Annotated in this window: 20 protein-coding genes and 4 tRNA genes; 6 read left to right on the top strand and 18 right to left on the bottom strand. The window is 60.1% G+C overall.

Annotated features, from left to right (window positions below; genetic code table 11):
- Positions 1 to 3: 3 nt before the first annotated feature.
- Both rpsG and rpsL read right to left on the bottom strand, forming a co-directional pair.
- Entirely contained in the window at positions 4 to 474 is a 471-nt protein-coding gene (rpsG, locus tag AMC88_RS08575; protein WP_004669085.1) for a 30S ribosomal protein S7, read from the bottom strand.
- A 77-nt stretch (positions 475 to 551) separates the two neighbouring features.
- Positions 552 to 923 carry a 30S ribosomal protein S12 gene (gene rpsL, locus AMC88_RS08570; protein WP_003547537.1) on the bottom strand — a complete coding sequence of 124 codons (372 nt, stop codon included), beginning with the start codon at positions 921 to 923 and terminating at the stop codon, positions 552 to 554.
- A 499-nt stretch (positions 924 to 1,422) separates the two neighbouring features.
- On the opposite strand from rpsL, the gene AMC88_RS08565 reads away from it, so the two are divergent.
- Positions 1,423 to 1,716 (top strand): hypothetical protein, encoded by a 294-nt coding sequence (locus AMC88_RS08565; protein ID WP_004669081.1) that lies wholly within the window; start codon positions 1,423 to 1,425, stop codon positions 1,714 to 1,716.
- Positions 1,717 to 1,893: 177 nt separating this feature from the next.
- Here AMC88_RS08565 and rpoC read toward each other — a convergent pair whose 3' ends face one another.
- From rpoC to AMC88_RS08500, 14 genes are all read right to left on the bottom strand, one after another.
- Positions 1,894 to 6,102 (bottom strand): DNA-directed RNA polymerase subunit beta', encoded by a 4,209-nt coding sequence (gene rpoC / locus AMC88_RS08560; protein WP_064825141.1) that lies wholly within the window; start codon positions 6,100 to 6,102, stop codon positions 1,894 to 1,896.
- 188 nt (positions 6,103 to 6,290) lie between these two features.
- Positions 6,291 to 10,430, bottom strand: coding sequence for a DNA-directed RNA polymerase subunit beta (gene rpoB / locus AMC88_RS08555; protein ID WP_004669077.1), 4,140 nt, complete (start codon positions 10,428 to 10,430; stop codon positions 6,291 to 6,293).
- Positions 10,431 to 10,691: 261 nt separating this feature from the next.
- Complete coding sequence (gene rplL, locus AMC88_RS08550) at positions 10,692 to 11,075, bottom strand: 50S ribosomal protein L7/L12 (protein WP_004669074.1); 384 nt, start codon at positions 11,073 to 11,075, stop codon at positions 10,692 to 10,694.
- A gap of 58 nt (positions 11,076 to 11,133) precedes the next feature.
- The gene (gene rplJ / locus AMC88_RS08545; RefSeq protein WP_037113092.1) at positions 11,134 to 11,652 is read right to left on the bottom strand and encodes a 50S ribosomal protein L10; all 519 of its coding nucleotides are present in this window, start codon (positions 11,650 to 11,652) and stop codon (positions 11,134 to 11,136) included.
- A gap of 328 nt (positions 11,653 to 11,980) precedes the next feature.
- Positions 11,981 to 12,682, bottom strand: coding sequence for a 50S ribosomal protein L1 (gene rplA / locus AMC88_RS08540; protein ID WP_064829927.1), 702 nt, complete (start codon positions 12,680 to 12,682; stop codon positions 11,981 to 11,983).
- A gap of 4 nt (positions 12,683 to 12,686) precedes the next feature.
- The gene (rplK, locus tag AMC88_RS08535) at positions 12,687 to 13,118 is read right to left on the bottom strand and encodes a 50S ribosomal protein L11 (protein ID WP_004669070.1); all 432 of its coding nucleotides are present in this window, start codon (positions 13,116 to 13,118) and stop codon (positions 12,687 to 12,689) included.
- Between the two features lie 177 nt (positions 13,119 to 13,295).
- Positions 13,296 to 13,826: a transcription termination/antitermination protein NusG gene (nusG, locus tag AMC88_RS08530; protein ID WP_004669067.1), complete on the bottom strand. Its 531-nt coding sequence runs from the start codon at positions 13,824 to 13,826 to the stop codon at positions 13,296 to 13,298.
- Positions 13,827 to 13,843: 17 nt separating this feature from the next.
- Positions 13,844 to 14,044 carry a preprotein translocase subunit SecE gene (gene secE, locus AMC88_RS08525; RefSeq protein ID WP_003573826.1) on the bottom strand — a complete coding sequence of 67 codons (201 nt, stop codon included), beginning with the start codon at positions 14,042 to 14,044 and terminating at the stop codon, positions 13,844 to 13,846.
- Positions 14,045 to 14,238: 194 nt separating this feature from the next.
- A tRNA-Trp gene (locus AMC88_RS08520) sits at positions 14,239 to 14,314 on the bottom strand.
- A gap of 168 nt (positions 14,315 to 14,482) precedes the next feature.
- Positions 14,483 to 15,376, bottom strand: a complete 894-nt coding sequence (locus tag AMC88_RS08515) for an NAD-dependent epimerase/dehydratase family protein (RefSeq protein WP_012483476.1) — start codon at positions 15,374 to 15,376, stop codon at positions 14,483 to 14,485.
- A 167-nt stretch (positions 15,377 to 15,543) separates the two neighbouring features.
- Positions 15,544 to 15,678: a hypothetical protein gene (locus tag AMC88_RS34480; protein ID WP_004669062.1), complete on the bottom strand. Its 135-nt coding sequence runs from the start codon at positions 15,676 to 15,678 to the stop codon at positions 15,544 to 15,546.
- Between the two features lie 205 nt (positions 15,679 to 15,883).
- Entirely contained in the window at positions 15,884 to 17,059 is a 1,176-nt protein-coding gene (tuf, locus tag AMC88_RS08510) for an elongation factor Tu (RefSeq protein WP_004669088.1), read from the bottom strand.
- 339 nt (positions 17,060 to 17,398) lie between these two features.
- Positions 17,399 to 17,472: transfer RNA gene (locus tag AMC88_RS08505), tRNA-Gly, on the bottom strand.
- Between the two features lie 24 nt (positions 17,473 to 17,496).
- Positions 17,497 to 17,581: transfer RNA gene (locus tag AMC88_RS08500), tRNA-Tyr, on the bottom strand.
- Between the two features lie 201 nt (positions 17,582 to 17,782).
- Between AMC88_RS08500 and rlmB the strand changes: the two genes are divergently transcribed.
- From rlmB to AMC88_RS33555, 4 genes are all read left to right on the top strand, one after another.
- Positions 17,783 to 18,673, top strand: a complete 891-nt coding sequence (gene rlmB, locus AMC88_RS08495; RefSeq protein WP_064825140.1) for a 23S rRNA (guanosine(2251)-2'-O)-methyltransferase RlmB — start codon at positions 17,783 to 17,785, stop codon at positions 18,671 to 18,673.
- Between the two features lie 47 nt (positions 18,674 to 18,720).
- Positions 18,721 to 19,422 (top strand): AprI/Inh family metalloprotease inhibitor, encoded by a 702-nt coding sequence (locus AMC88_RS08490; RefSeq protein ID WP_064825139.1) that lies wholly within the window; start codon positions 18,721 to 18,723, stop codon positions 19,420 to 19,422.
- Positions 19,423 to 19,591: 169 nt separating this feature from the next.
- Positions 19,592 to 19,753 (top strand): hypothetical protein, encoded by a 162-nt coding sequence (locus AMC88_RS33560; RefSeq protein ID WP_167355280.1) that lies wholly within the window; start codon positions 19,592 to 19,594, stop codon positions 19,751 to 19,753.
- Positions 19,754 to 19,816: 63 nt separating this feature from the next.
- On the top strand, positions 19,817 to 19,954 hold the full coding sequence (locus AMC88_RS33555) for a hypothetical protein (protein WP_167355279.1): 138 nt from the start codon (positions 19,817 to 19,819) through the stop codon (positions 19,952 to 19,954).
- A 31-nt stretch (positions 19,955 to 19,985) separates the two neighbouring features.
- On the opposite strand, the gene AMC88_RS08480 is transcribed toward AMC88_RS33555, so the two are convergent.
- Positions 19,986 to 20,336 (bottom strand): hypothetical protein, encoded by a 351-nt coding sequence (locus AMC88_RS08480; protein WP_064825137.1) that lies wholly within the window; start codon positions 20,334 to 20,336, stop codon positions 19,986 to 19,988.
- Between the two features lie 111 nt (positions 20,337 to 20,447).
- A tRNA-Thr gene (locus AMC88_RS08475) sits at positions 20,448 to 20,523 on the bottom strand.
- Between the two features lie 156 nt (positions 20,524 to 20,679).
- Here AMC88_RS08475 and AMC88_RS08470 point away from each other — a divergent pair.
- Positions 20,680 to 21,453 (top strand): NAD kinase, encoded by a 774-nt coding sequence (locus AMC88_RS08470; protein WP_004674871.1) that lies wholly within the window; start codon positions 20,680 to 20,682, stop codon positions 21,451 to 21,453.
- Positions 21,454 to 21,456: the final 3 nt, after the last annotated feature.

Raw genomic sequence — 21,456 nt, 5'->3', positions numbered from 1 at the left:
GAATTACCAGCGATAGTGCGAGAACGCGCGGTTGGCGTCAGCCATCTTGTGCGTGTCTTCGCGCTTCTTGACGGCGGAGCCGCGGTTGTTGGACGCATCGAGCAGTTCGCCGGAAAGACGATCGATCATGGTCGTTTCGTTGCGCTTGCGGGCAGCGGCGATCAGCCAGCGAATGGCGAGGGCCTGGCGGCGCTCCGGACGAACGTCGACCGGAACCTGATAGGTCGCACCACCGACGCGGCGCGAGCGGACTTCAACGTGCGGGGCAATGTTGTCGAGCGCAGAATGGAAAACCGAAAGCGGCTCCTGCTTGGACTTACCCTGAACGGCGTCGAACGCACCATAGACGATGTTTTCAGCAACGGACTTCTTACCATCGAGCATGATGGCATTCATGAACTTGGTGACAACGAGATCGCCGAACTTCGGATCCGGATTGATCTCGCGCTTTTCTGCTTTATGACGTCTGGACATACTTTTCGTCTCTTCAACCGTTAAGGCGCTTCATCACGCGGAGGACCTCGCGCAGCGCCGGACTATTCAAAACCGAATTACTTCGGACGCTTCGCACCGTACTTGGAGCGGCGCTGCTTGCGGTTCTTGACACCCTGGGTGTCGAGAACGCCGCGGATGATGTGGTAACGGACACCCGGAAGGTCCTTGACGCGGCCGCCGCGGATCATCACGACGGAGTGTTCCTGAAGGTTGTGACCTTCACCGGGGATGTAACCAATGACTTCGAAGCCGTTGGTCAGGCGGATCTTGGCGACCTTACGCAGAGCCGAGTTCGGCTTCTTCGGCGTCGTCGTGTAGACGCGCGTGCAAACGCCGCGCTTCTGCGGGTTCTCCTGGAGAGCGGGAACCTTATTACGCTTTACGTTCGCCTGGCGAGGCTTGCGGATCAGCTGGTTTACGGTAGGCATTCAACCATCCCTTACGTTTATCTCAGTACCCTTGCGGGCTTGAACTCGCGCCGTCTCCGGCAATGACGCATGCTTTCGGCCCAATGCGCAAAATATGGCCCGATCCGCTTCCGCAGATGGACCACAAGGAGCAGAGGACGCATGAAATTATGCGTCATGCGTGCAGCATCATGACTTCAACGTGCGTTTAGAACCTTGTTTGAGGTGAACTTCAGGGCGCGTCGCCCCGAACAGCCAAGCCTCACATGGGATCTGATGGGCGGGGTACTACTGGTTTCCACCCCTCTCGTCAAGGCCGGTTAAGAAATAAACTCGCCGTATCGCCTTGATATGCAGGCCGGATGCCCTGTTTTCACCCTTGTAGACGAATCCCCGGGTGTGATCCAAGATAAAAACTTGGGCATCGCAGCAAAAGCAGTTAAGGAATCAGTAATTGCGGCGTTAAGCCCTCATAGCAGGATTCGAGCGATCGAATCGCCACGAAAGCCGAAGGACAGCGATGATCACGACACCGGATAACGACAACAATTTCGACGGGCCGATGATCTTCATCATCATCGGCAAAGGCTATGAGTCCGACTCCAGCGAAGGCATCGACCTGCACATCATGCTGAAGGCGCCCGACGACGATACGGCCGTGCGCGAAGCCTTGAACGCCCTTGCCGAGGAAGGCTTCATCGAGGCCGATCTCGACCAGATCGGCATGCTGACCGAAGTTCCGGCCGAAGAGCCGCATGCCTCGGCCTATCAGGGCGCGGTCGACGGCGAGGTCGCGATCATCCGGTTCAGCTGAGCGGAGCGGCCGGGGGCGAGACCGCAGGGGCGAGTGCTGCGCTCGCCTCCAGGACCTCAAGACACGCAGTTCGCCCCCTCCCCGCCGGATCGACCAGAGCATAGCAAATGAAAACCGCCCGGATCCCTCCGGGCGGTTTTTCAATTCGTATCTTAAGTCCGGGATGTCAGCCGCGGATTATTCCGCGGCCGGGGCCTTTTCAGCCATGTCCTGCAGCATCGGAGTGGCAACGGCTGCACCGGTGCCCTTGCGACGCTCTTCGAGGATCAGCTCGTCGCGCGAGGTGGCGATACGGCGGATCTGGGTCATGGTGCCGCCGGTACCGGCCGGGATGAGGCGGCCGACGATGACGTTTTCCTTCAGACCCTGCAGGCCATCGGTCTTGCCGGCGATCGCGGCTTCCGTCAGCACCTTGGTCGTTTCCTGGAAGGACGCGGCCGAGATGAAGGACGGGGTCTGCAGCGACGCCTTGGTGATGCCGAGCAGAACCGGATCGCCATGGGCGGGCTTCTTGCCCTGTTCGATCAGGTGGTCGTTGACGTCCTCGAGCTCGATCCGGTCGACATTATCGCCGACGATATAGGTCGAGTCGCCTGCGTCGGTGATTTCCACCTTCTGCAGCATCTGACGGACGATCACCTCGATGTGCTTGTCGTTGATGACAACGCCCTGCAGACGGTAGACTTCCTGGATTTCGTTGACGAGGTAGGAAGCGAGTGCCTCCACGCCCTTGATCGCCAGGATGTCGTGGGGAGCCGGGTTGCCGTCGAGGATGTAATCACCCTTTTCGATATAGTCGCCGTCCTGAAGGTGGAAGGGCTTGCCCTTCGGGATCAGGTATTCGACCGGCTCGACACCGTCTTCCGCCGGCTCGATGATGACGCGACGCTTGTTCTTGTAGTCGCGGCCGAGGCGGATCGTACCATCGATCTCTGCGATGATGGCGTGATCCTTCGGACGGCGCGCTTCGAACAGTTCGGCAACACGCGGCAGACCGCCGGTGATGTCCTTGGTCTTGGCGCTTTCGAGCGGCGAACGGGCGAGAACGTCACCCTGGGAGACCTTCGTGCCCGGCTCAACCGACAGAATGGCGTCAACCGAGAGCAGGAAGCGAGCGTCACCGCCGCGCGACAGCTTGGCAACATTGCCGCTGGCGTCCTTGATGACGATCGCCGGCTTGAGGTCCGAACCGCGCGGGGTCGAACGCCAGTCGATGACCTGACGCTTGGTGATGCCGGTCGATTCGTCGGTCGCTTCGAGAACGGAGAGACCGTCGACGAGGTCTTCGAACTGAACGGTACCGGCCACTTCCGTCATCATCGGACGGGTGTAAGGATCCCACTCCGCCAGACGCTGACCGCGCTTGACCTTGTCGCCTTCATCCACGTGCAGCTTCGAACCGTAGGCGACGCGCTGCGAAGAGCGCTCCACGCCACGCTCGTCCAGGATCTGGACGGTCATGTTGCGGCCCATGGCAACGAGGCTGCCTTCCGAGTTGCGCAGCACGTTGCGGTTCTTGATCTGCACCGTACCTTCGTACGAGGCTTCCAGGAACGACTGGTCGACCACGGTTGCCGTACCGCCAAGGTGGAAGGTACGCATGGTGAGCTGGGTTCCCGGCTCGCCGATCGACTGAGCGGCGATGACGCCGACGGCTTCACCCATGTTGACAGGCGTACCGCGCGCAAGGTCGCGACCGTAGCAGACCGAGCAGACGCCGGTCTGGATTTCGCAGGTCAGCGCCGAGCGGATGCGGATCGACTGGATACCGGCCTTCTCGATCTCGATGACATCAGGCTCGAGGATCATCTTGCCGGCATCGACGATACGCTCGCCCGTCACCGGATGATCGATGTCGTCGAGCGCCGTGCGGCCGAGGATACGGGCGCCGAGCGAGGCGACGACCTGGCCGGCATCGACGATAGCCGTCATGGTCAGGCCGGTCTCGGTACCGCAATCGACGTGCGTGACGATGCAATCCTGCGCGACGTCGACGAGACGGCGGGTCAGGTAGCCGGAGTTGGCGGTCTTGAGCGCCGTGTCTGCGAGACCCTTACGGGCGCCGTGCGTCGAGTTGAAGTACTCGTTGACGGTCAGACCTTCCTTGAAGTTCGAGATGATCGGCGTCTCGATGATTTCACCCGACGGCTTGGCCATGAGGCCGCGCATGCCGCCCAGCTGGCGCATCTGGTTCGGAGAACCGCGGGCGCCGGAATGGCTCATCATGTAGATCGAGTTCATCGGCTTCTGACGGCCGGTGTTTTCGTCGAATTCGACCGCCTTAATGCGGGCCATCATCTCTTCGGCGACCTTTTCGGTCGCCTTGCCCCAGGCGTCGACAACCTTGTTGTACTTTTCGCCCTGGGTGATGAGGCCGTCATTGTACTGCTGCTCGTATTCCTTCACCAGGTTTTCGGTGTCGGCAACGATCTTCGCCTTGGTGGCCGGGATGACCATGTCGTCCTTGCCGAACGAAATGCCGGCGCGGCAGGCATGGGCGAAGCCGAGCTGCATGATGCGGTCGCAGAAGATGACCGTGTCCTTCTGGCCGCAATGACGGTAGACCGTGTCGATCATCTTGGAGATGTTCTTCTTGGTCATTTCCTGGTTGCAGATATCGAAGGGCACTTTGCCGTTCTTCGGCAGCAGTTCGCCGATGAGCAGACGGCCAGGCGTCGTCTCGTAGATCTTCGAGTAGGGCTTGCCATCCTCGTCGACCGACTTGAAACGGCCGCGGATCTTGGTGTGCAGCGTCACGACCTTGCTTTCAAGAGCGTGATGCAGCTCGCCGAGATCGGAGAAGGCCATGCCTTCGCCCGGCTCGTTCTGGTTCATGATCGACAGGTAGTAGAGGCCGAGAACCATGTCCTGCGAGGGAACGATGATCGGCGCGCCGTTCGCCGGGTGCAGGATGTTGTTGGTCGACATCATCAGCACGCGGGCTTCGAGCTGGGCTTCGAGCGACAGCGGCACGTGAACGGCCATCTGGTCACCGTCGAAGTCGGCGTTGAAGGCCGTGCAGACGAGCGGATGCAGCTGGATGGCCTTGCCTTCGACCAGGGTGGGTTCGAAGGCCTGGATGCCCAGGCGGTGCAGCGTCGGTGCGCGGTTCAGGAGAACCGGATGCTCGCGGATGACCTCGTCGAGGATATCCCAAACCTCAGGCTTTTCCTTTTCGACCAGCTTCTTGGCCTGCTTGACGGTCGAGGAGTAACCCTTGGCGTCGAGACGGGCGTAGATGAACGGCTTGAAGAGCTCGAGCGCCATCTTCTTCGGCAGGCCGCACTGATGCAGCTTCAGTTCCGGACCGGTGACGATGACCGAACGGCCGGAATAGTCGACGCGCTTGCCGAGCAGGTTCTGGCGGAAGCGGCCCTGCTTGCCCTTCAGCATATCGGACAGCGACTTCAGCGGACGCTTGTTGGCGCCGGTGATGACGCGGCCGCGGCGGCCGTTGTCGAACAGCGCATCGACAGATTCCTGCAGCATGCGCTTTTCGTTGCGGATGATGATGCCGGGCGCACGCAGTTCGATGAGGCGCTTCAGACGGTTGTTACGGTTGATGACGCGGCGGTAGAGATCGTTGAGATCCGACGTCGCAAAACGGCCACCATCGAGCGGAACCAGCGGGCGCAGATCCGGCGGGATGACCGGAACGACCTTCATGATCATCCATTCCGGACGGTTGCCGGACTCCATGAAGTTCTCGACGATCTTCAGGCGCTTCATCAGCTTCTTCTGCTTGAGATCCGACGTCGTGTCGGCAAGCTCGGAGCGCAGATCGCCAGCGATCTTTTCGAGGTTCATCGATGCCAGCATCTCGTAGATGGCTTCTGCACCGATCATGGCCGTGAACTGGTCTTCACCATATTCGTCGACGGCGAGCATGTACTCTTCTTCCGAGAGAAGCTGGTGCTCCTTCAGAGCGGTGAGGCCCGGCTCGGTAACGATGTAATTTTCGAAGTAGAGAACGCGCTCGACATCCTTCAGCGTCATGTCGAGCAGCGTGGAGATACGGCTCGGCAGCGACTTCAGGAACCAGATATGGGCAACCGGCGCGGCGAGCTCGATATGGCCCATGCGCTCACGGCGAACGCGCGACAGCGTGACTTCGACGCCGCACTTTTCGCAGATGATGCCCTTGTACTTCATGCGCTTGTACTTGCCGCACAGGCATTCGTAGTCCTTGATCGGCCCGAAGATGCGCGCGCAGAACAGACCGTCGCGTTCCGGCTTGAACGTGCGGTAGTTGATGGTTTCCGGCTTCTTGATCTCACCGTAGGACCAGGAGAGGATCTTCTCCGGAGACGCGATCGAAATCCGAATGGAATCGAAATTCTGTGCAGGCACCTGCGGATTGAAAAGATTCATGACCTCTTGGTTCATGCCTGTCTCCTTCATGGGCTAAAGCGCCCTCAAAATGCGATGGTCAGCGGCAATTTCCCGGGAGCCGCCTCCCTCGCTTAAACGAGAATAACCGCAAGATGCGGCGAAACTTCCCTTCCGGACCGACATGGATGCGGCGTCCGGCGGGACCGGCGTGCGCCGCATGGCAGCGCACGCCCTATCAATGGTTACTCAGCCGCGTCGGGCAGCTGGGTTGCCTGCGCCTCGTCAAGCTTGGTGTTCTCAAGCTCGACGCTGAGGCCCAGCGATCGCATTTCCTTGACGAGAACGTTGAAGCTTTCCGGAATACCGGCTTCGAACGTATCGTCTCCGCGGACAATGGCTTCGTAGACCTTGGTACGGCCGGCGACGTCGTCCGACTTCACCGTCAGCATTTCCTGCAGCGTGTAGGCCGCGCCGTAAGCTTCCAGCGCCCAGACTTCCATTTCGCCGAAGCGCTGACCGCCGAACTGCGCCTTGCCGCCCAGCGGCTGCTGGGTAACGAGCGAGTAAGGACCGATCGAACGGGCATGGATCTTGTCGTCGACCAAGTGGTTGAGCTTCAGCATGTAGATGTAGCCCACCGTGACCTGGCGGTCGAACTGCTCGCCGGTACGGCCGTCATAGAGCGTCGACTGGCCGGTGTCCTTGAGACCCGCCAGACGCAGCATGTCGTTGACGTCGCCTTCGTTGGCACCGTCGAAAACAGGCGTTGCAATCGAAACGCCGCGCTTCCACTGGTCGGCAAGGCGCAGAACCGACTCATCGTCGAATTCGTGGACCTGCTCGGCCTTCGGACCGGCACCGACGACATCGCCGATGGTCTTGCGCAGCGGCTCGATATTGCCATTCGCCTTGTAAGCTTCGATCAGTTCGCCGATCTGGCGACCCATGCCGGCGCAAGCCCAGCCCAGATGCGTTTCCAGGATCTGGCCGACGTTCATGCGCGATGGCACGCCGAGCGGGTTCAGAACGACGTCGACATGCGTGCCGTCTTCGAGGAACGGCATGTCCTCGACAGGCACAATGCGCGAGACCACGCCCTTGTTCCCGTGACGGCCGGCCATTTTGTCGCCCGGCTGGATCTTGCGCTTCACGGCGACGAAGACCTTGACCATCTTCATGACGCCAGGAGGCATTTCATCGCCGCGCTGGACCTTCTCGACCTTGTCCATGAAGCGCTGCTCAAGGCGCGACTTGGATTCGTCGTACTGGCCGCGGAGCGCTTCGAGTTCGCTCTGGACCTTCTCGTCCTCGACCGCGAACATCCACCACTGCGAGCGGGGATATTCGGAGACGACGGCGTTCGAAAGCTCGGTGCCCTTCTTGAAGCCCTTCGGGCCGGCAATCGAGACCTGGCCGCGCAGCATATCGATCAAACGGCCGTAGACGTTACGGTCGAGGATCGCCTGCTCGTCGTCGCGGTCCTTGGCAAGACGCTCGATCTCTTCGCGCTCGATCGCCATCGCACGCTCGTCCTTCTCGACGCCATGGCGGTTGAAGACGCGAACTTCGACGATCGTGCCGTAGGTGCCGGGCGGCATGCGCATGGAGGTGTCGCGCACGTCGGAGGCCTTTTCGCCGAAGATGGCGCGCAGAAGCTTTTCTTCCGGCGTCATCGGGCTTTCGCCCTTCGGAGTGATCTTGCCGACGAGGATATCGCCCGGCTGAACTTCGGCGCCGATATAGACGATGCCGGCTTCGTCGAGGTTCTTAAGCGCTTCTTCCGAAACGTTCGGAATATCGCGGGTGATTTCCTCAGGACCGAGCTTGGTGTCGCGCGCCATCACTTCGAATTCTTCGATGTGGATGGAGGTAAACACGTCGTCGGCAACAATCCGCTCGGAGAGCAGGATCGAGTCTTCGTAGTTGTAGCCGTTCCAGGGCATGAACGCCACGAGCGCGTTACGGCCGAGCGCCAGGTCGCCGAGATCGGTCGACGGGCCGTCGGCGAGAATGTCGCCGCGGTTGACGACGTCACCGACGGTGACCAGCGGGCGCTGGTTGACGCAGGTGTTCTGGTTCGAACGCTGGAACTTCTGCAGGCGGTAGATATCGACGCCGGACTTGCCGGCTTCGAGGTCTTCCGTGGCGCGGATAACGATACGGGTCGCGTCGACCTGGTCGACCACGCCGCCGCGGCGGGCGCCGATGGCAGCACCCGAGTCACGGGCGACGACCGGCTCCATGCCGGTGCCGACGAACGGTGCTTCGGCGCGCAGCAGCGGCACGGCCTGACGCTGCATATTCGAGCCCATGAGGGCGCGGTTGGCGTCGTCGTTTTCCAGGAACGGGATGAGCGCGGCTGCGACCGAAACGACCTGCTTCGGCGAAACGTCCATCAGGTTCATGCTGTCGCGCGGCGCCAGCATAACTTCGCCGGCATGGCGGCAGACGACAAATTCGTCGACGAAGGAACCATCCGGGTTCATCTCGGCGTTGGCCTGAGCGACGTAATACTTCGCCTCTTCCATGGCGGAGAGGTAGAGCACGTCGTTTGTCACCTTGCCGTCAACGATGCGGCGATACGGGCTCTCGATGAAGCCGTACTTGTTGACGCGGGCAAAGGTCGCAAGCGAGTTGATCAGACCGATGTTCGGGCCTTCCGGCGTTTCGATCGGGCAGATGCGGCCGTAATGGGTCGGATGCACGTCGCGGACTTCGAAGCCGGCGCGCTCGCGGGTCAGACCGCCCGGGCCAAGAGCCGAAAGGCGGCGCTTGTGGGTGATTTCCGAGAGCGGGTTGACCTGGTCCATGAACTGCGAGAGCTGCGAGGAACCGAAGAATTCGCGGACGGCAGCGGCAGCCGGCTTGGCGTTGATCAGATCCTGCGGCATGACCGTGTCGATCTCGATCGAGGACATGCGTTCCTTGATCGCGCGCTCCATGCGCAGCAGGCCGAGACGGTACTGGTTCTCCATCAGCTCGCCGACCGAGCGGACGCGGCGGTTGCCGAGGTTGTCGATGTCGTCGATCTCGCCCTTGCCGTCGCGCAGTTCGACCAGCATCTTGACCACGGCCAGGATGTCGTCCTTGCGCAGGATGCGGACGGTGTCTTCGACGGTCAGATCGAGACGCATGTTCATCTTGACGCGGCCGACGGCGGAGAGGTCGTAACGCTCCGCGTCGAAGAACAGCGAGTTGAACATGGCTTCGGCCGATTCCATGGTCGGCGGTTCACCCGGACGCATGACGCGGTAGATGTCGAACAGAGCGTCCTGACGGTTCTCGTTCTTGTCGGCCGACAGCGTGTTGCGGATATAGGCGCCGACATTGATGTGGTCGATGCCGAGAACCGGGATCTCGTCGAAACCGTTCGACAGGATGATGCCAAGCGTCTTCTCGTCGATTTCGTCGCCGGCTTCGAGGTAGATTTCACCGGTCGAGTAGTTGACAATGTCTTCGGCAAGGTAGTTGCCGTAGAGATCGTCGTCGCCGGCCTTCAGGGCCTTCAGGCCCTTGTCGGAAAGCTGACGCAGCAGACGCGGGGTCAGCTTCTTGCCGGCTTCCACGACGACTTCGCCGGTATCAGCGTCGACCATCTCGGTGATCGCCTTGGCACCCTTCAGCGTTTCCGGCTTGAAGGGAATGCGCCAGCCTTCGCCGTCGCGCTTGTAGAGCGACTTCGTGTAGAAGGTGTCGAGGATTTCCTCGCCGTCCATGCCGAGCGCCATCAGCAGCGACGTCACCGGAATCTTGCGGCGGCGGTCGATACGGGCGTAGACGATGTCCTTGGCGTCGAATTCGATATCGAGCCAGGAGCCGCGATAGGGAATGACGCGGGCAGCAAAGAGCAGCTTGCCGGACGAATGGCTCTTGCCCTTGTCATGGTCGAAGAAGACGCCCGGCGAACGGTGCATCTGGGAGACGATGACGCGCTCGGTGCCGTTGACGATGAACGTGCCGTTGTTGGTCATGAGCGGCATGTCGCCCATGTAGACGGATTGTTCCTTGATGTCCTTGATCGACTTGGCGCCGGTATCCTCGTCGATATCGAACACGATGAGGCGCAGCGTCACCTTCAGCGGCGCGGCATAGGTCAGGTCGCGCTGGCGGCATTCGTCGACGTCGAACTTCGGCGGCTCGAACTCGTAGGACACGAATTCCAGCATCGAGGCGCCGGAGAAATCGGTGATGGGAAAAACCGACTTGAAGACGGCCTGAAGACCCTCGTCGGGCCGGCCGCCTTTCGGCTCTTCCACCATCAGAAACTGGTCGTAGGACGCCTTCTGGACCTCGATGAGGTTCGGCATTTCTGCGACTTCGGGGATCTTACCAAAAAACTTGCGTACGCGCCTGCGACCGTTGAACGAAAGGGTCTGAGCCATCGTCGCTCCTTCAAAATCTTGCACCCGGGCCTGCAACGGACGGGAACCGATGGCCAGTCGACCCCGTCAATCAATGGGTAGTTCAATCTCGTCCGACTCCCGAAAACGCCCAGCTCGGATTGCTGTGCTGCCCTCGGTGCGAGACTATCCTTTTGAAGAACCCATTACCCAAAAGCCGTTTTGACGCGGCTTTTGGGTAATTCGTTCAGAAAAACGGCAAATGGGAGGCAGCAAATGCCACCTCCCAAAAGCAGTTCAAGCTTACTTGACGTCGGCCTTGGCGCCAGCGTCTTCCAGCTTCTTCTTGATGTCAGCGGCTTCAGCCTTGGAAACGCCTTCCTTGACAGCCTTCGGAGCGCCTTCGACGAGGTCCTTGGCTTCCTTCAGGCCGAGGCCGGTGATGGCGCGGACTTCCTTGATGACGTTGATCTTGTTGGCGCCGGCATCCGTGAGGATGACGTCGAACTCGGTCTTTTCTTCCTCAGCCGGAGCAGCAGCGCCGCCAGCACCACCAGCAACGGCAGCAACAGCTACCGGAGCAGCAGCGGAAACGCCCCACTTTTCTTCGAGGAGCTTCGACAGTTCTGCAGCTTCCAGAACGGTCAGCGAGGAGAGGTCTTCAACGATCTTTGCGAGATCAGCCATTTTACTAGTTCCTTTTGTTCGGTTCGAACCGGTTGATTATAAACAGCGAAAAACCGCCTTAAGCGGCTTCGTCCTTCTTGGCGTAGGCCGCAAACACGCGAGCAAGCTGGCTTGCCGGTGCTGCAACAACCCCAGCGATGCGGGTAGCCGGCGTCTGGATCATGCCCAGCAGCTTCGCACGCAGCTCATCGAGCGAAGGCAGGGTCGCAAGCGACTTGACTGCTTCGGCGTTGAGCGTGGTTGTTCCCATGGCGCCGCCGAGGACCACGATCTTGTCGTTGGTCTTGGCGAAATCCATGACGACCTTCGGAGCGGTGATCGGATCGTTGCTGTATGCAATCAGCGTCTGACCCTTGAAGAGATTCGACATCCCTTCCGCTTCCGTACCCTGAAGGGCAATTTTGGCCAGGCGGTTCTTCGCGACTTTGACGGTACCGCCAGCTGCACGCATCTTCGAACGAAAATCGTTCATCTGCGCGACTGTGGCACCAGCATAGTGGGCCACGACAACTGAGCCCGAAGCCTTGAAGACTTCGTTCAGTTCCGTGACGAATTCGCGTTTTTCCGCTCTTTCCACTGCCTATCTCCAGTTGGCGGGACCGAAACCGGGCCCGCCGGGTTGCCTTTTGCCTCCCGGGATCATGCGAGATCCCAAGCGACGCTTGAGGATCCTGTCCCCCCGCGCTTCCGCGCCAATAAAGGCTAAGAAGGCACAAGGCATCCAAGGCTCGAACCGAGTTTCTAGAAGCGAACTTCAGGAATTCGGGTCTTACCCGTCTCATGCAGGCAACGTGATTAAGGGAAAACCACCTGCAATCTCGGACAGGATTCCGGATTTCTCCGGAATGTTCCGGCCCCTTGCGAGGCCGGAAATTCAGTGACCGGACCGAGGTCCGGCAATCTACTTATGCCGTCGGCGCTGCGGTAACCGAGCCGACTTCGATCTTGACGCCCGGGCCCATGGTCGAGGAAATCGCCACGCGCTTGACGTAGTTGCCCTTGGCGCCGGCCGGCTTCGCCTTGATGAGGGCGTCGGCGAAGGCGCGGATGTTTTCTTCCAGAGCCTTGGCGTCGAAAGAGGCCTTGCCGATGCCGGCATGGACGATACCAGCCTTCTCGACGCGGAACTCGACAGCGCCGCCCTTGGAAGCCTTGACGGCTCCGGCAACGTCCATGGTGACGGTGCCGACCTTCGGGTTCGGCATCATGCCGCGCGGGCCGAGAACCTTACCGAGACGGCCGACGAGCGGCATCATGTCGGGGGTGGCGATGCAGCGATCGAATTCGATCTTGCCGCCCTGGACGATTTCAACGAGGTCTTCGGCGCCGACAACATCGGCACCGGCAGCCTTGGCTTCGTCTGCCTTGGCGCCACGAGCGAAGACTGCGACGCGAACCGTACGGCCCGTGCCGTTCGGCAGATTGACGACGCCGCGAACCATCTGGTCCGCATGACGCGGGTCGACGCCGAGATTCATCGAGACTTCGATGGTTTCGTCGAACTTGGCGACAGCCCGTTCCTTGACCATGCCGATGGCCTGGGTCAGAGCGTAGAGCTTGGTCGGATCAACACCTTCGTTGATTTTGCGAGTGCGCTTGCCTGCCATGGTCTTAACCCACCACTTCCAGGCCCATGGCGCGGGCAGAGCCCTCGATCATCGCCATTGCACCTTCGATATCTGCTGCGTTCAGGTCCTTCATCTTGGCTTCGGCGATCGTCTTGATCTGAGCCTTGGTGAGGGTACCGGCCTTCGGACCCTTGCCCGGGGTCTTGGAACCGGACGTGATCTTTGCTTCCTTCTTCAGCCAGTAGCTGACCGGCGGCTGCTTCATCGCGAAGGTGAAGGACTTGTCCTGGTAATAGGTGATGACGACCGGAATCGGCATACCCTTTTCCATTTCCTGCGTGGCGGCATTGAACGCCTTGCAGAATTCCATGATGTTAATGCCACGCTGACCAAGCGCCGGACCAATCGGCGGGGACGGGTTTGCCGATCCTGCCTTGACCTGAAGCTTGAGCTGGCCTGCAACTTTCTTAGCCATATCTCTCTGCCTTTCATGAACGACCGGTCGCCCGGTCCGTGATGCCGGATCGCTCCGGCGGCTGCGGTTGCGTGGTGCGGATCATTAGGGTCCGGCTAAGACCCCTCACCTTCCACGCGGATGCGGACAAGGTCCGCGGGAAACAGGCCACAAGGGCCCGCTTCCAATCTCTTGCGATCAGACCTTCTCGACCTGAGCGTATTCCAGTTCGACCGGCGTTGCGCGGCCGAAGATCGACACCTCAACCTTCAGGCGCGAACGTTCTTCGTCCACATCCTGAACCGTGCCGTTGAACGAAGCGAACGGACCGTCGGAAACGCGGACCTGTTCACCGATCTCGAAGGTGATCGACGCCTTCGGCCGCTCGACGCCTTCCTGGACCTGACCGAGAATACGCTCGGCTTCATAATCCGGAATCGGAACGGGCTTATTGTCGGAGCCGAGGAAGCCGGTGACCTTCGGCGTATTCTTGATCAGGTGGTAGGCCTCATCCGTCAGATTGGCGCGGACAAGGACATAACCCGGGAAGAACTTGCGCTCACTATCGACCTTGCGGCCGCGACGCACTTCCACCACCTTTTCGGTCGGCACGAGGATCTTTTCGAACAGGTGCTCAAGCCCCTTCTGGCGAGCCTTGTTCTCGATGTCCTCAGCCACCTTCTTTTCAAAATTGGAATACGCGTGGACGATGTACCAACGTGCCGCCATTTTCATCTCCACCCGTATCAGTTGCCGGTATTGAGCACGAAGCTCAGAACCCAGCCGATCAGCTGGTCAGCAGCAAAGAAAAACAGCGCGGCGAAAACCACCATCACCAGCACCATAACCGTCGAGATCATCGTCTCGCGGCGCGACGGCCATGTAACTTTAGACGTCTCGGAGCGAACCTGCTGCAGAAACGCAAACGGATTGGATTTGGATGCCATCGACTGCCCACGCAATTACGGCGCGTAAAGCTGAAACTATCAGCCCCACGCACCGCGTGTCTGTTGAACCCTAAATAAACACCGATTTCCGAATACACAAGAGGGAAACCGAAGTTTAACGAAATAAGTTACCACCGATCAATCCCCGGCCGGAATGCCGCGAGCATGGCCGCGCTGTCCGTTTTTAGGGAAGATGGCAGGGGCAGAGGGGCTCGAACCCCCGACCTGCGGTTTTGGAGACCGCCGCTCTACCAACTGAGCTATACCCCTTCATGCCTCTCCTTCAGCGCGTGGGCCAAGGCCCGCAAATCGCTGCCGAAATGCATGGCGCTCCCTTTAAGACGGCAGCGGCGGATTGGCAAGCACGATTTTCGATTTTCAAAGCAGTTCTGCTCATTTGCGGGCAACCGGGCTTTCCATCGTGCAGCCTGCAAACGTTCAGACCTTCACATATTTCCGCCAGTCGTGCTCTTCCTTGAAGCCCAGCACTTCGCGAATCTTGCGGTTGGAAAGCAGCCCCTCATATTCGCCGATTTCGCGGGTGAAGGGCACGTTCGGGTAGAATCGCTTCGCCAACTCCTTCGACGGCGTGTTGGCCGAAACCGTGTCGTTGGCAGCATTGAAGACCTGATAGCCGAGGCCGTCCTTCTCGATGCAGAGATGGCAGATCTGGCCGAGATCGCGGGCGTCGATATAACTCCAGGCGATTCGCTTGCGCATCTCGGGATTGGCGAAGTAAGTCGGGAATCTCTCATATTCGTGCGGCTCGATGACGTTGCCGATACGCAGCGCATAGATGTCGAAGCCCGAACGCTCGGCAAAGGCGCGCGCGGTCTTTTCGTTGACCACCTTGGAAAGGCCGTAGGAATCCATCGGATTGACGTCGTAATCCTCTTCCAGCGGGAACTGGTGAAAATCGCGATGGCCTTCGGCGAAGCAGACGCCGTAGGTGGTCTCGCTCGAAGCGACGATGATCTTGCGGATGCCGAGCTTCACCGCCGCCTCGATGACGTTGTAGGTGCCCATCGTATTGATGCGAAAGGTCTCGTTGTCGGGTTTGATCAGAATGCGGGGGATGGCGGCGAAATGCACGACCGCATCGAAGGACTGAACGCCCCTGCCCGCATCGAGATCGGGAAAATCGCGATGCATCGACAAGGCGTTGAAGACCTGACCGCTGTCGGTGATATCGGCGATGAGATTGGTGACGCCGGGGCTGTCCAAGGGCACGAGATCGAGGTTGTGCACTTCGTAACCGGCATCGACAAGCCATGGCACGGCATGACGACCCGCCTTGCCCGAACCACCCGTAAACAGGATCCGCTTTTTCATGGAATATCCTCCGCGTCATGAGATCGGAGGCATAGTTAGACGCTTCCGCGCGAAGAGCAAGCGAGCGTCCTGCGAGAGTTCACCCCCGCGTCATCAGGTCGCCTGCGTCAGGCGCCTGATCATTCCTTTCCAATCACCGCCGAATCTGGCGATGATTTGCAGGGCCGTCACTTGACGACGCTGACCTCATCGACCTGCACGCCGGCCGATTGAACAACCTCTTGCGGGATCGCAGCGATGAAAAACATCGTGAAAACATACATTGCGAATATGGTCGCAACAAATGTGGCCTTTGGAATCATGCGAACTCTCCTCTCTACAAGGAGGAGTCTGAACTAAAATGGGCCAATCACAAACCGGTTTCTGAACGTGAGATGAACAAAATACTGTGACGGGTCTGTTTAACGATATTTTTACAACACCTGTTAATCCGTCGATCAGCCATCAAAACGAAAAAACCCCGCTGTCGCCAGCGGGGTTTTTCCGGAATTGCATGTAATCCCAGGATTACTCGACGATCGATGCGACGATACCGGCGCCGACGGTGCGGCCGCCTTCGCGGATCGCGAAGCGCAGCTTTTCTTCCATCGCGATCGGAACGATCAGCTCGACGGCAACCGTGACGTTGTCGCCCGGCATGACCATTTCCGTGCCTTCCGGCAGCGTGACGATGCCGGTCACGTCCGTCGTGCGGAAGTAGAACTGCGGACGGTAGTTGGTGAAGAACGGCGTATGACGGCCGCCCTCTTCCTTCGTCAGGATGTAGGCTTCTGCCATGAACTTCTTGTGCGGCTTGACCGAACCCGGCTTGCACAGGATCTGGCCACGCTCGACGCCGTCACGGTTCACACCGCGAACCAGTGCACCGATGTTGTCGCCGGCCTGGCCCTGGTCGAGCAGCTTGCGGAACATTTCAACGCCGGTCACCGTCGTCTTCGAGGTCGGGCGGATGCCGACGATCTCGACTTCTTCGCCAACCTTGACAATGCCACGCTCGACGCGGCCGGTCACAACCGTGCCGCGGCCGGAGATCGAGAACACGTCTTCGATCGGCATCAGGAACGGCTGGTCGATCGGACGCTCAGGCGTCGGGATGTAGGAGTCGACCGCGGCCATCAGCTCGCGGATCGCGTCTTCGCCGATCTTCTTGTCAGAATCTTCAAGAGCGGCAAGCGCCGAACCCTTGACAACAGGAATGTCGTCGCCCGGGAAGTCGTAGGACGACAGCAGTTCGCGAACTTCGAGCTCAACCAGCTCGAGCAGTTCGGCGTCGTCAACCTGGTCGACCTTGTTGAGGAACACGACAATCGCCGGAACGCCGACCTGGCGGGCGAGCAGGATGTGTTCGCGCGTCTGCGGCATCGGGCCGTCAGCAGCCGAGCACACCAGGATCGCGCCGTCCATCTGGGCAGCACCGGTGATCATGTTCTTGACGTAGTCGGCATGGCCGGGGCAGTCGACGTGCGCGTAGTGGCGGTTCGGCGTCTCGTATTCGACGTGCGCCGTCGAGATCGTGATGCCGCGCGCCTTCTCTTCCGGAGCCGCGTCGATCTGGTCGTACGCCTTGAACTCACCGAAGTACTTCGTGATCGCTGCCGTCAGAGACGTCTTGCCGTGGTCAACGTGGCCGATCGTGCCAATGTTGACGTGCGGCTTGTTGCGCTCAAACTTACTCTTTGCCATTTGAATGCTTCCTGTGAACGAAATGGTGGCCCCGGCGAACCGGTTTAGTGCCGCCGTTTAAGGCTTTCGGCGAAATTGCGCAAGACTTAATTGCAGACGCCATTCTTGGCGTGACAGCGCATATGGGAGACAATTCGCCGCCTGCAAGGCGATTCGCCGCAGCCCTTTCAAAAATCACTGGAATCTTAGAGAAAAATCGGATGGGTTCACCAAGGATGAGCCGCAATCGGCGGTATCGACACCCCTCGTCTACGGTCATACGGCGGGCTTCCAGGCGAGGCTGGAACATGGCTCACCACGATCGTGGCTGCGATCGCATCAACTGGCTGTACGGAAGACTGGAGCGGGTAGCGGGAATCGAACCCGCGTATTCAGCTTGGAAGGCTGCTGCTCTACCATTGAGCTATACCCGCGGGGTGGTCCGATCCGATGACGAATGGTGGAGAGAGTTGGATTTGAACCAACGTAGGCTGAGCCAACGGATTTACAGTCCGTCCCCTTTAACCACTCGGGCATCTCTCCAGTTTTCGTCCGGATCGTTAGACCAAGTTCATCAGACTTCGAAGCGTTGCCGCCCGTCGTCTGCGCCGCGTATATGACCGGAGCATTTCCGTCTGTCAACACGATGACAACGGAAAAAACACGAAAAATTTCATTCGCCGCCGAAAGCCGGCATATGAAAGAAAGCCTATGCGGCAGCCAACGCCATAGCTATAAAGCCGCATGAGCAAAGACAAGAAATCCGGCGGCAAGACCGCAGCAGACCCATCCGCCAAGGATACGCATTACGCCAATCTCAGACGCGCGCACCGGGACGCCAAGCGCGAACGCGGCGAGATCCCGACACCTCAGCCGCAGAAGCGCAAGCGTGGGGCCGAGGATTGGAAGCCGCCAGCGCTGGCGCCCGACCAGGTCTATCTCTACGGCCTGCATACGGTACGAGCAGCGCTCGACAATCCCGAGCGCAAGAAGATCAAACTCTCCGTGACGCAGAACGCGCTCGCGCGGCTCGAAATCGACATCGAGCCGCTCGGCATTCCCTTCGAGATCGTCGCGCCGCACGAAATCGACAAGGTGCTCGGCCCCGAGGCGATCCATCAGGGGGTCATGCTGGAGACGCGGCCGCTGCCGGTGCGCCGGCTCGAAGGGCTGAAGGACAGCCCTCTCCTGCTGGTGCTCGACCAGGTGACCGATCCGCACAATGTCGGCGCGATCATGCGATCGGCGGTCGCCTTCAATGCCGGGGCGGTGATCACCACCCAGAGACATAGCCCGACCGAGTCGGGCGTGCTGGCCAAATCCGCCTCCGGCGCGCTGGAGCTGATCCCTTATATACAGATCACCAATCTCGCCGACGCGCTCGGCGAATTGCACAAGCTCGGTTTCGTCACGATCGGCCTCGATTCGGAAGGGCCGGCGCCGCTCGAGGGCACATTTTCGGGCGACAAGCTGGCACTGGTGCTCGGCTCGGAGGGTAAGGGGCTTAGGCAGAAAACACGTGAGACCGTGACGGCGCTTGCCCGCCTCGACATGCCGGGCGCGATCAAATCACTGAACGTTTCGAACGCCGCGGCAATCGCGCTTTATGCGGCGCGGCTTTACTTAAAGGCATAGGCTGGACTTAACGGCCGGCTCACGGGCCGCGGCAAAGGGGGATTGCCATGACTGGTTTCATGCTTCGGCTCACAATTCCAGCAGCCGTGCTGCTGGCCTGCGCTCCGGCTGCGGCGCAGGACATCGATCTCGATATTCTGAGGGCGCAAGCCGGAACCTATCTGGTCGCGCCCGAAAACGGAGGCGACGGATGCCGGCTGACGCTCGAAACCGATCTTGCGATCGGCGGCTATTCGCTCTCGGGTCAAGACAGCTGTTCCAAGCCGCTGCCGGCGCTTGCCGAAGCCGCTGCCTGGAATTTCGACGGCAATGGCGGCCTCATCCTGATCGATCCGACACGCAAGGTCATCGCCCGATTCGTCGAGAACGAGGGCTCGTCGATGAAGACGGAAGACGAAACGCCGCTCCTGCTGGTCTCGGCCCCCGACGGAATCGATCGCCTGCCGACCTTCAGCAGCCTTGCCGGAAAATGGGTGATGCAGAGACCGGACGGCGAAAAACTCTGCAGCGTGACACTCGAGGGCACTGTCGATACGGACGGTAATGCGCCATTGTTACCGTCCGGAGACTGCGCCGCCAATGTCTCCCGACTGAAACTCGCTATCTGGCATATCGACGGTCTCGGTCTGACACTGATGAGTCATGACGGTGCGTCGCTCGGCTTCCAGATGCGCGCCGACGGCAGTTTCGACAAGTCCAGGGAAGAAGGCGGCAAGCCGCTTTCACTCGTGCGCAGCGACGCGCTTTAGCTCTTTGTTTTATGCATGTCGTTTTCCCTGAACCGCTGCACACTTCCGGGGGGCATGGATTAGGTCAGAAGAAATCCACTTTTGCCTTGGAATGACCTTCTGGAGCATTATGATCGGGCGGCGATCGATCGCAGCGACCGGTCACAAGCAAGAAGGAGCGATCCCCGTCATGGCCATTCGACCGCTGATTTTCGGTGTCCTGTTCATCGCGGCCTTTGTGGGAATCATCCTCAGCATCATCTGGGTGGACACCTCGCATCCGGTCCACCAGCCCGATCCCCTGTCGCCGACGGCGCCTGGCCCCGCGACGCCGTCGGGACCGGTGCAATAGCTCAAGAGGAACGTGGACGGCGATTACGCGTTAATCCCCAGCCGAACGAGGATTTTAACGCTCATGCGCATAATGATCGCCGTCGTCGCCTTCATGGTCGCCTCCGTGCTCAGCATCGCGATCATGTCGCCTTCCGGAGCCGGCCAAACCGGCAATGGCGACAGGATCGAGGCCAGCGTCAACGAATCGGTCGCTCATTGAGCTGACGGTCCTGAGCGATTCGCAACTGCGCTCAGCCGCGATAAAGCCAGAAGGGGATATCGCGATCGCGATAGCGCCACTCGCGGCGTTCCTGCCACCGCTCGGCACGCCACCGCCGCCAGCGGCGGTCATCATCGCGCCAGTCGGAGCGGCGCCAATCGCGCCCATTGCGCCAGCCACGGTCGCCATGCCAGTCACGATCGCCGCGCCAGTCACCGTCATCACGCCAACGATCGTCTCGCCAGCTGTCGTGAATTTGGACAATATCTCCCTGCGCCGTCATCGCCGGCCGTTCGGCCGGCATGGCGGATGCAGGTGCGACGGAGGCGAAAGCCGCACCGGCGGCAATGGTTGCGGTGAGAATAATGTGTGCGAGCTTCATGGCTGCGTCCTCATTGATGATGAGGAGACAATGCCCCGGAGCGGCTGAACTGCCGCTGAAGCAGCCCTTCAGGCAGCGTTCATCGAGAGACAGCGTGTCGGAAAATAGGGATGGTGCCCCCGGCAGGGTTCGAACCCGCGACCCCCTGATTACAAATCAGGTGCTCTACCAACTGAGCTACAAGGGCAATAGCTGCCCAACTAACAGATTCTGCGATCCTGTAAAGGAAAATCCGATGCCTGCGGACCGTCCAGCCTGGCGCCAAAACGTCGGGCCGTGCAAAACGGCCTTGTCGCAACGGCCTTTTATCCTTTAGCTAGAGCAGCTTCACAAAGGGCATTGCATGGGCCGTTCATTTCAGACGCTTTCGTTTATCGCCTCGCCGTCTATGGAGGCGCTCGCCGCGCGCGAAGAGCTGATTCGCATTTATGGCGACGTGCCGCAGGACAAGGCCGACGTTATCGTCGCGCTCGGCGGCGACGGGTTCATGCTGCAGACGCTGCACAGCACCATGAACTCCGGCAAGCTGGTCTACGGGATGAATCGCGGCTCGGTCGGTTTCCTGATGAACGATTACAGCACGGAGCGGCTTCAGGAACGCATCTGCGTCGCGGTCGAAAACGCCTTCCGGCCGCTGAAGATGACGACGGCCAATGCCGACGGCACCAATTCAACGGCTCTTGCCATCAATGAGGTCTATCTGTTCCGCCAGTCTTATCAGGCCGCCAATCTCAGGGTGGTGGTCGACGGGCACGTACGCCTGGAAGAGCTGATCTGCGACGGACTGATGGTGGCCACCCCTGCCGGATCGACGGCCTATAATCTTTCCGCCCATGGCCCGATTCTGCCGCTCGAGGCGCCGCTGCTCGCCATGACGCCGGTCAGCGCTTTCAGGCCGCGGCGCTGGAGGGGGGCGCTGCTTCCGAACAAGGTGACGGTCGATATCGACGTGCTCGAGCCGGTGAAGCGGCCGGTGAATGCGGTGGCCGACAATACTGAGGTCAAGTCGGTGCTGCATGTCCGCATCGCCCAGTCGGAGCATATGACGGCACGCATCCTCTCCGATCCCGACCGCTCCTGGTCCGACCGTATTCTCGCCGAGCAGTTCAAGGATTGAGAC

The sequence above is a fragment of the Rhizobium phaseoli genome, assembly GCF_001664385.1.
GTDB lineage: Bacteria > Pseudomonadota > Alphaproteobacteria > Rhizobiales > Rhizobiaceae > Rhizobium > Rhizobium phaseoli.
The sequence above is the reverse complement of the archived record's forward strand: the minus strand, read 5'-3'. Positions and strand labels throughout refer to the sequence as shown.

Coding starts and splice junctions, on each gene's coding strand:
- rpsG (WP_004669085.1), bottom strand. CDS start 474: ATGTCCAGACGTCATAAAGCAGAAAAGCGCGAGATCAATCCGGATCCG.
- rpsL (WP_003547537.1), bottom strand. CDS start 923: ATGCCTACCGTAAACCAGCTGATCCGCAAGCCTCGCCAGGCGAACGTA.
- AMC88_RS08565 (WP_004669081.1), top strand. CDS start 1,423: ATGATCACGACACCGGATAACGACAACAATTTCGACGGGCCGATGATC.
- rpoC (WP_064825141.1), bottom strand. CDS start 6,102: ATGAACCAAGAGGTCATGAATCTTTTCAATCCGCAGGTGCCTGCACAG.
- rpoB (WP_004669077.1), bottom strand. CDS start 10,430: ATGGCTCAGACCCTTTCGTTCAACGGTCGCAGGCGCGTACGCAAGTTT.
- rplL (WP_004669074.1), bottom strand. CDS start 11,075: ATGGCTGATCTCGCAAAGATCGTTGAAGACCTCTCCTCGCTGACCGTT.
- rplA (WP_064829927.1), bottom strand. CDS start 12,682: ATGGCAGGCAAGCGCACTCGCAAAATCAACGAAGGTGTTGATCCGACC.
- rplK (WP_004669070.1), bottom strand. CDS start 13,118: ATGGCTAAGAAAGTTGCAGGCCAGCTCAAGCTTCAGGTCAAGGCAGGA.
- nusG (WP_004669067.1), bottom strand. CDS start 13,826: ATGGCGGCACGTTGGTACATCGTCCACGCGTATTCCAATTTTGAAAAG.
- secE (WP_003573826.1), bottom strand. CDS start 14,044: ATGGCATCCAAATCCAATCCGTTTGCGTTTCTGCAGCAGGTTCGCTCC.
- AMC88_RS08515 (WP_012483476.1), bottom strand. CDS start 15,376: ATGAAAAAGCGGATCCTGTTTACGGGTGGTTCGGGCAAGGCGGGTCGT.
- AMC88_RS34480 (WP_004669062.1), bottom strand. CDS start 15,678: ATGATTCCAAAGGCCACATTTGTTGCGACCATATTCGCAATGTATGTT.
- tuf (WP_004669088.1), bottom strand. CDS start 17,059: ATGGCAAAGAGTAAGTTTGAGCGCAACAAGCCGCACGTCAACATTGGC.
- rlmB (WP_064825140.1), top strand. CDS start 17,783: ATGAGCAAAGACAAGAAATCCGGCGGCAAGACCGCAGCAGACCCATCC.
- AMC88_RS08490 (WP_064825139.1), top strand. CDS start 18,721: ATGACTGGTTTCATGCTTCGGCTCACAATTCCAGCAGCCGTGCTGCTG.
- AMC88_RS33560 (WP_167355280.1), top strand. CDS start 19,592: ATGGCCATTCGACCGCTGATTTTCGGTGTCCTGTTCATCGCGGCCTTT.
- AMC88_RS33555 (WP_167355279.1), top strand. CDS start 19,817: ATGCGCATAATGATCGCCGTCGTCGCCTTCATGGTCGCCTCCGTGCTC.
- AMC88_RS08480 (WP_064825137.1), bottom strand. CDS start 20,336: ATGAAGCTCGCACACATTATTCTCACCGCAACCATTGCCGCCGGTGCG.
- AMC88_RS08470 (WP_004674871.1), top strand. CDS start 20,680: ATGGGCCGTTCATTTCAGACGCTTTCGTTTATCGCCTCGCCGTCTATG.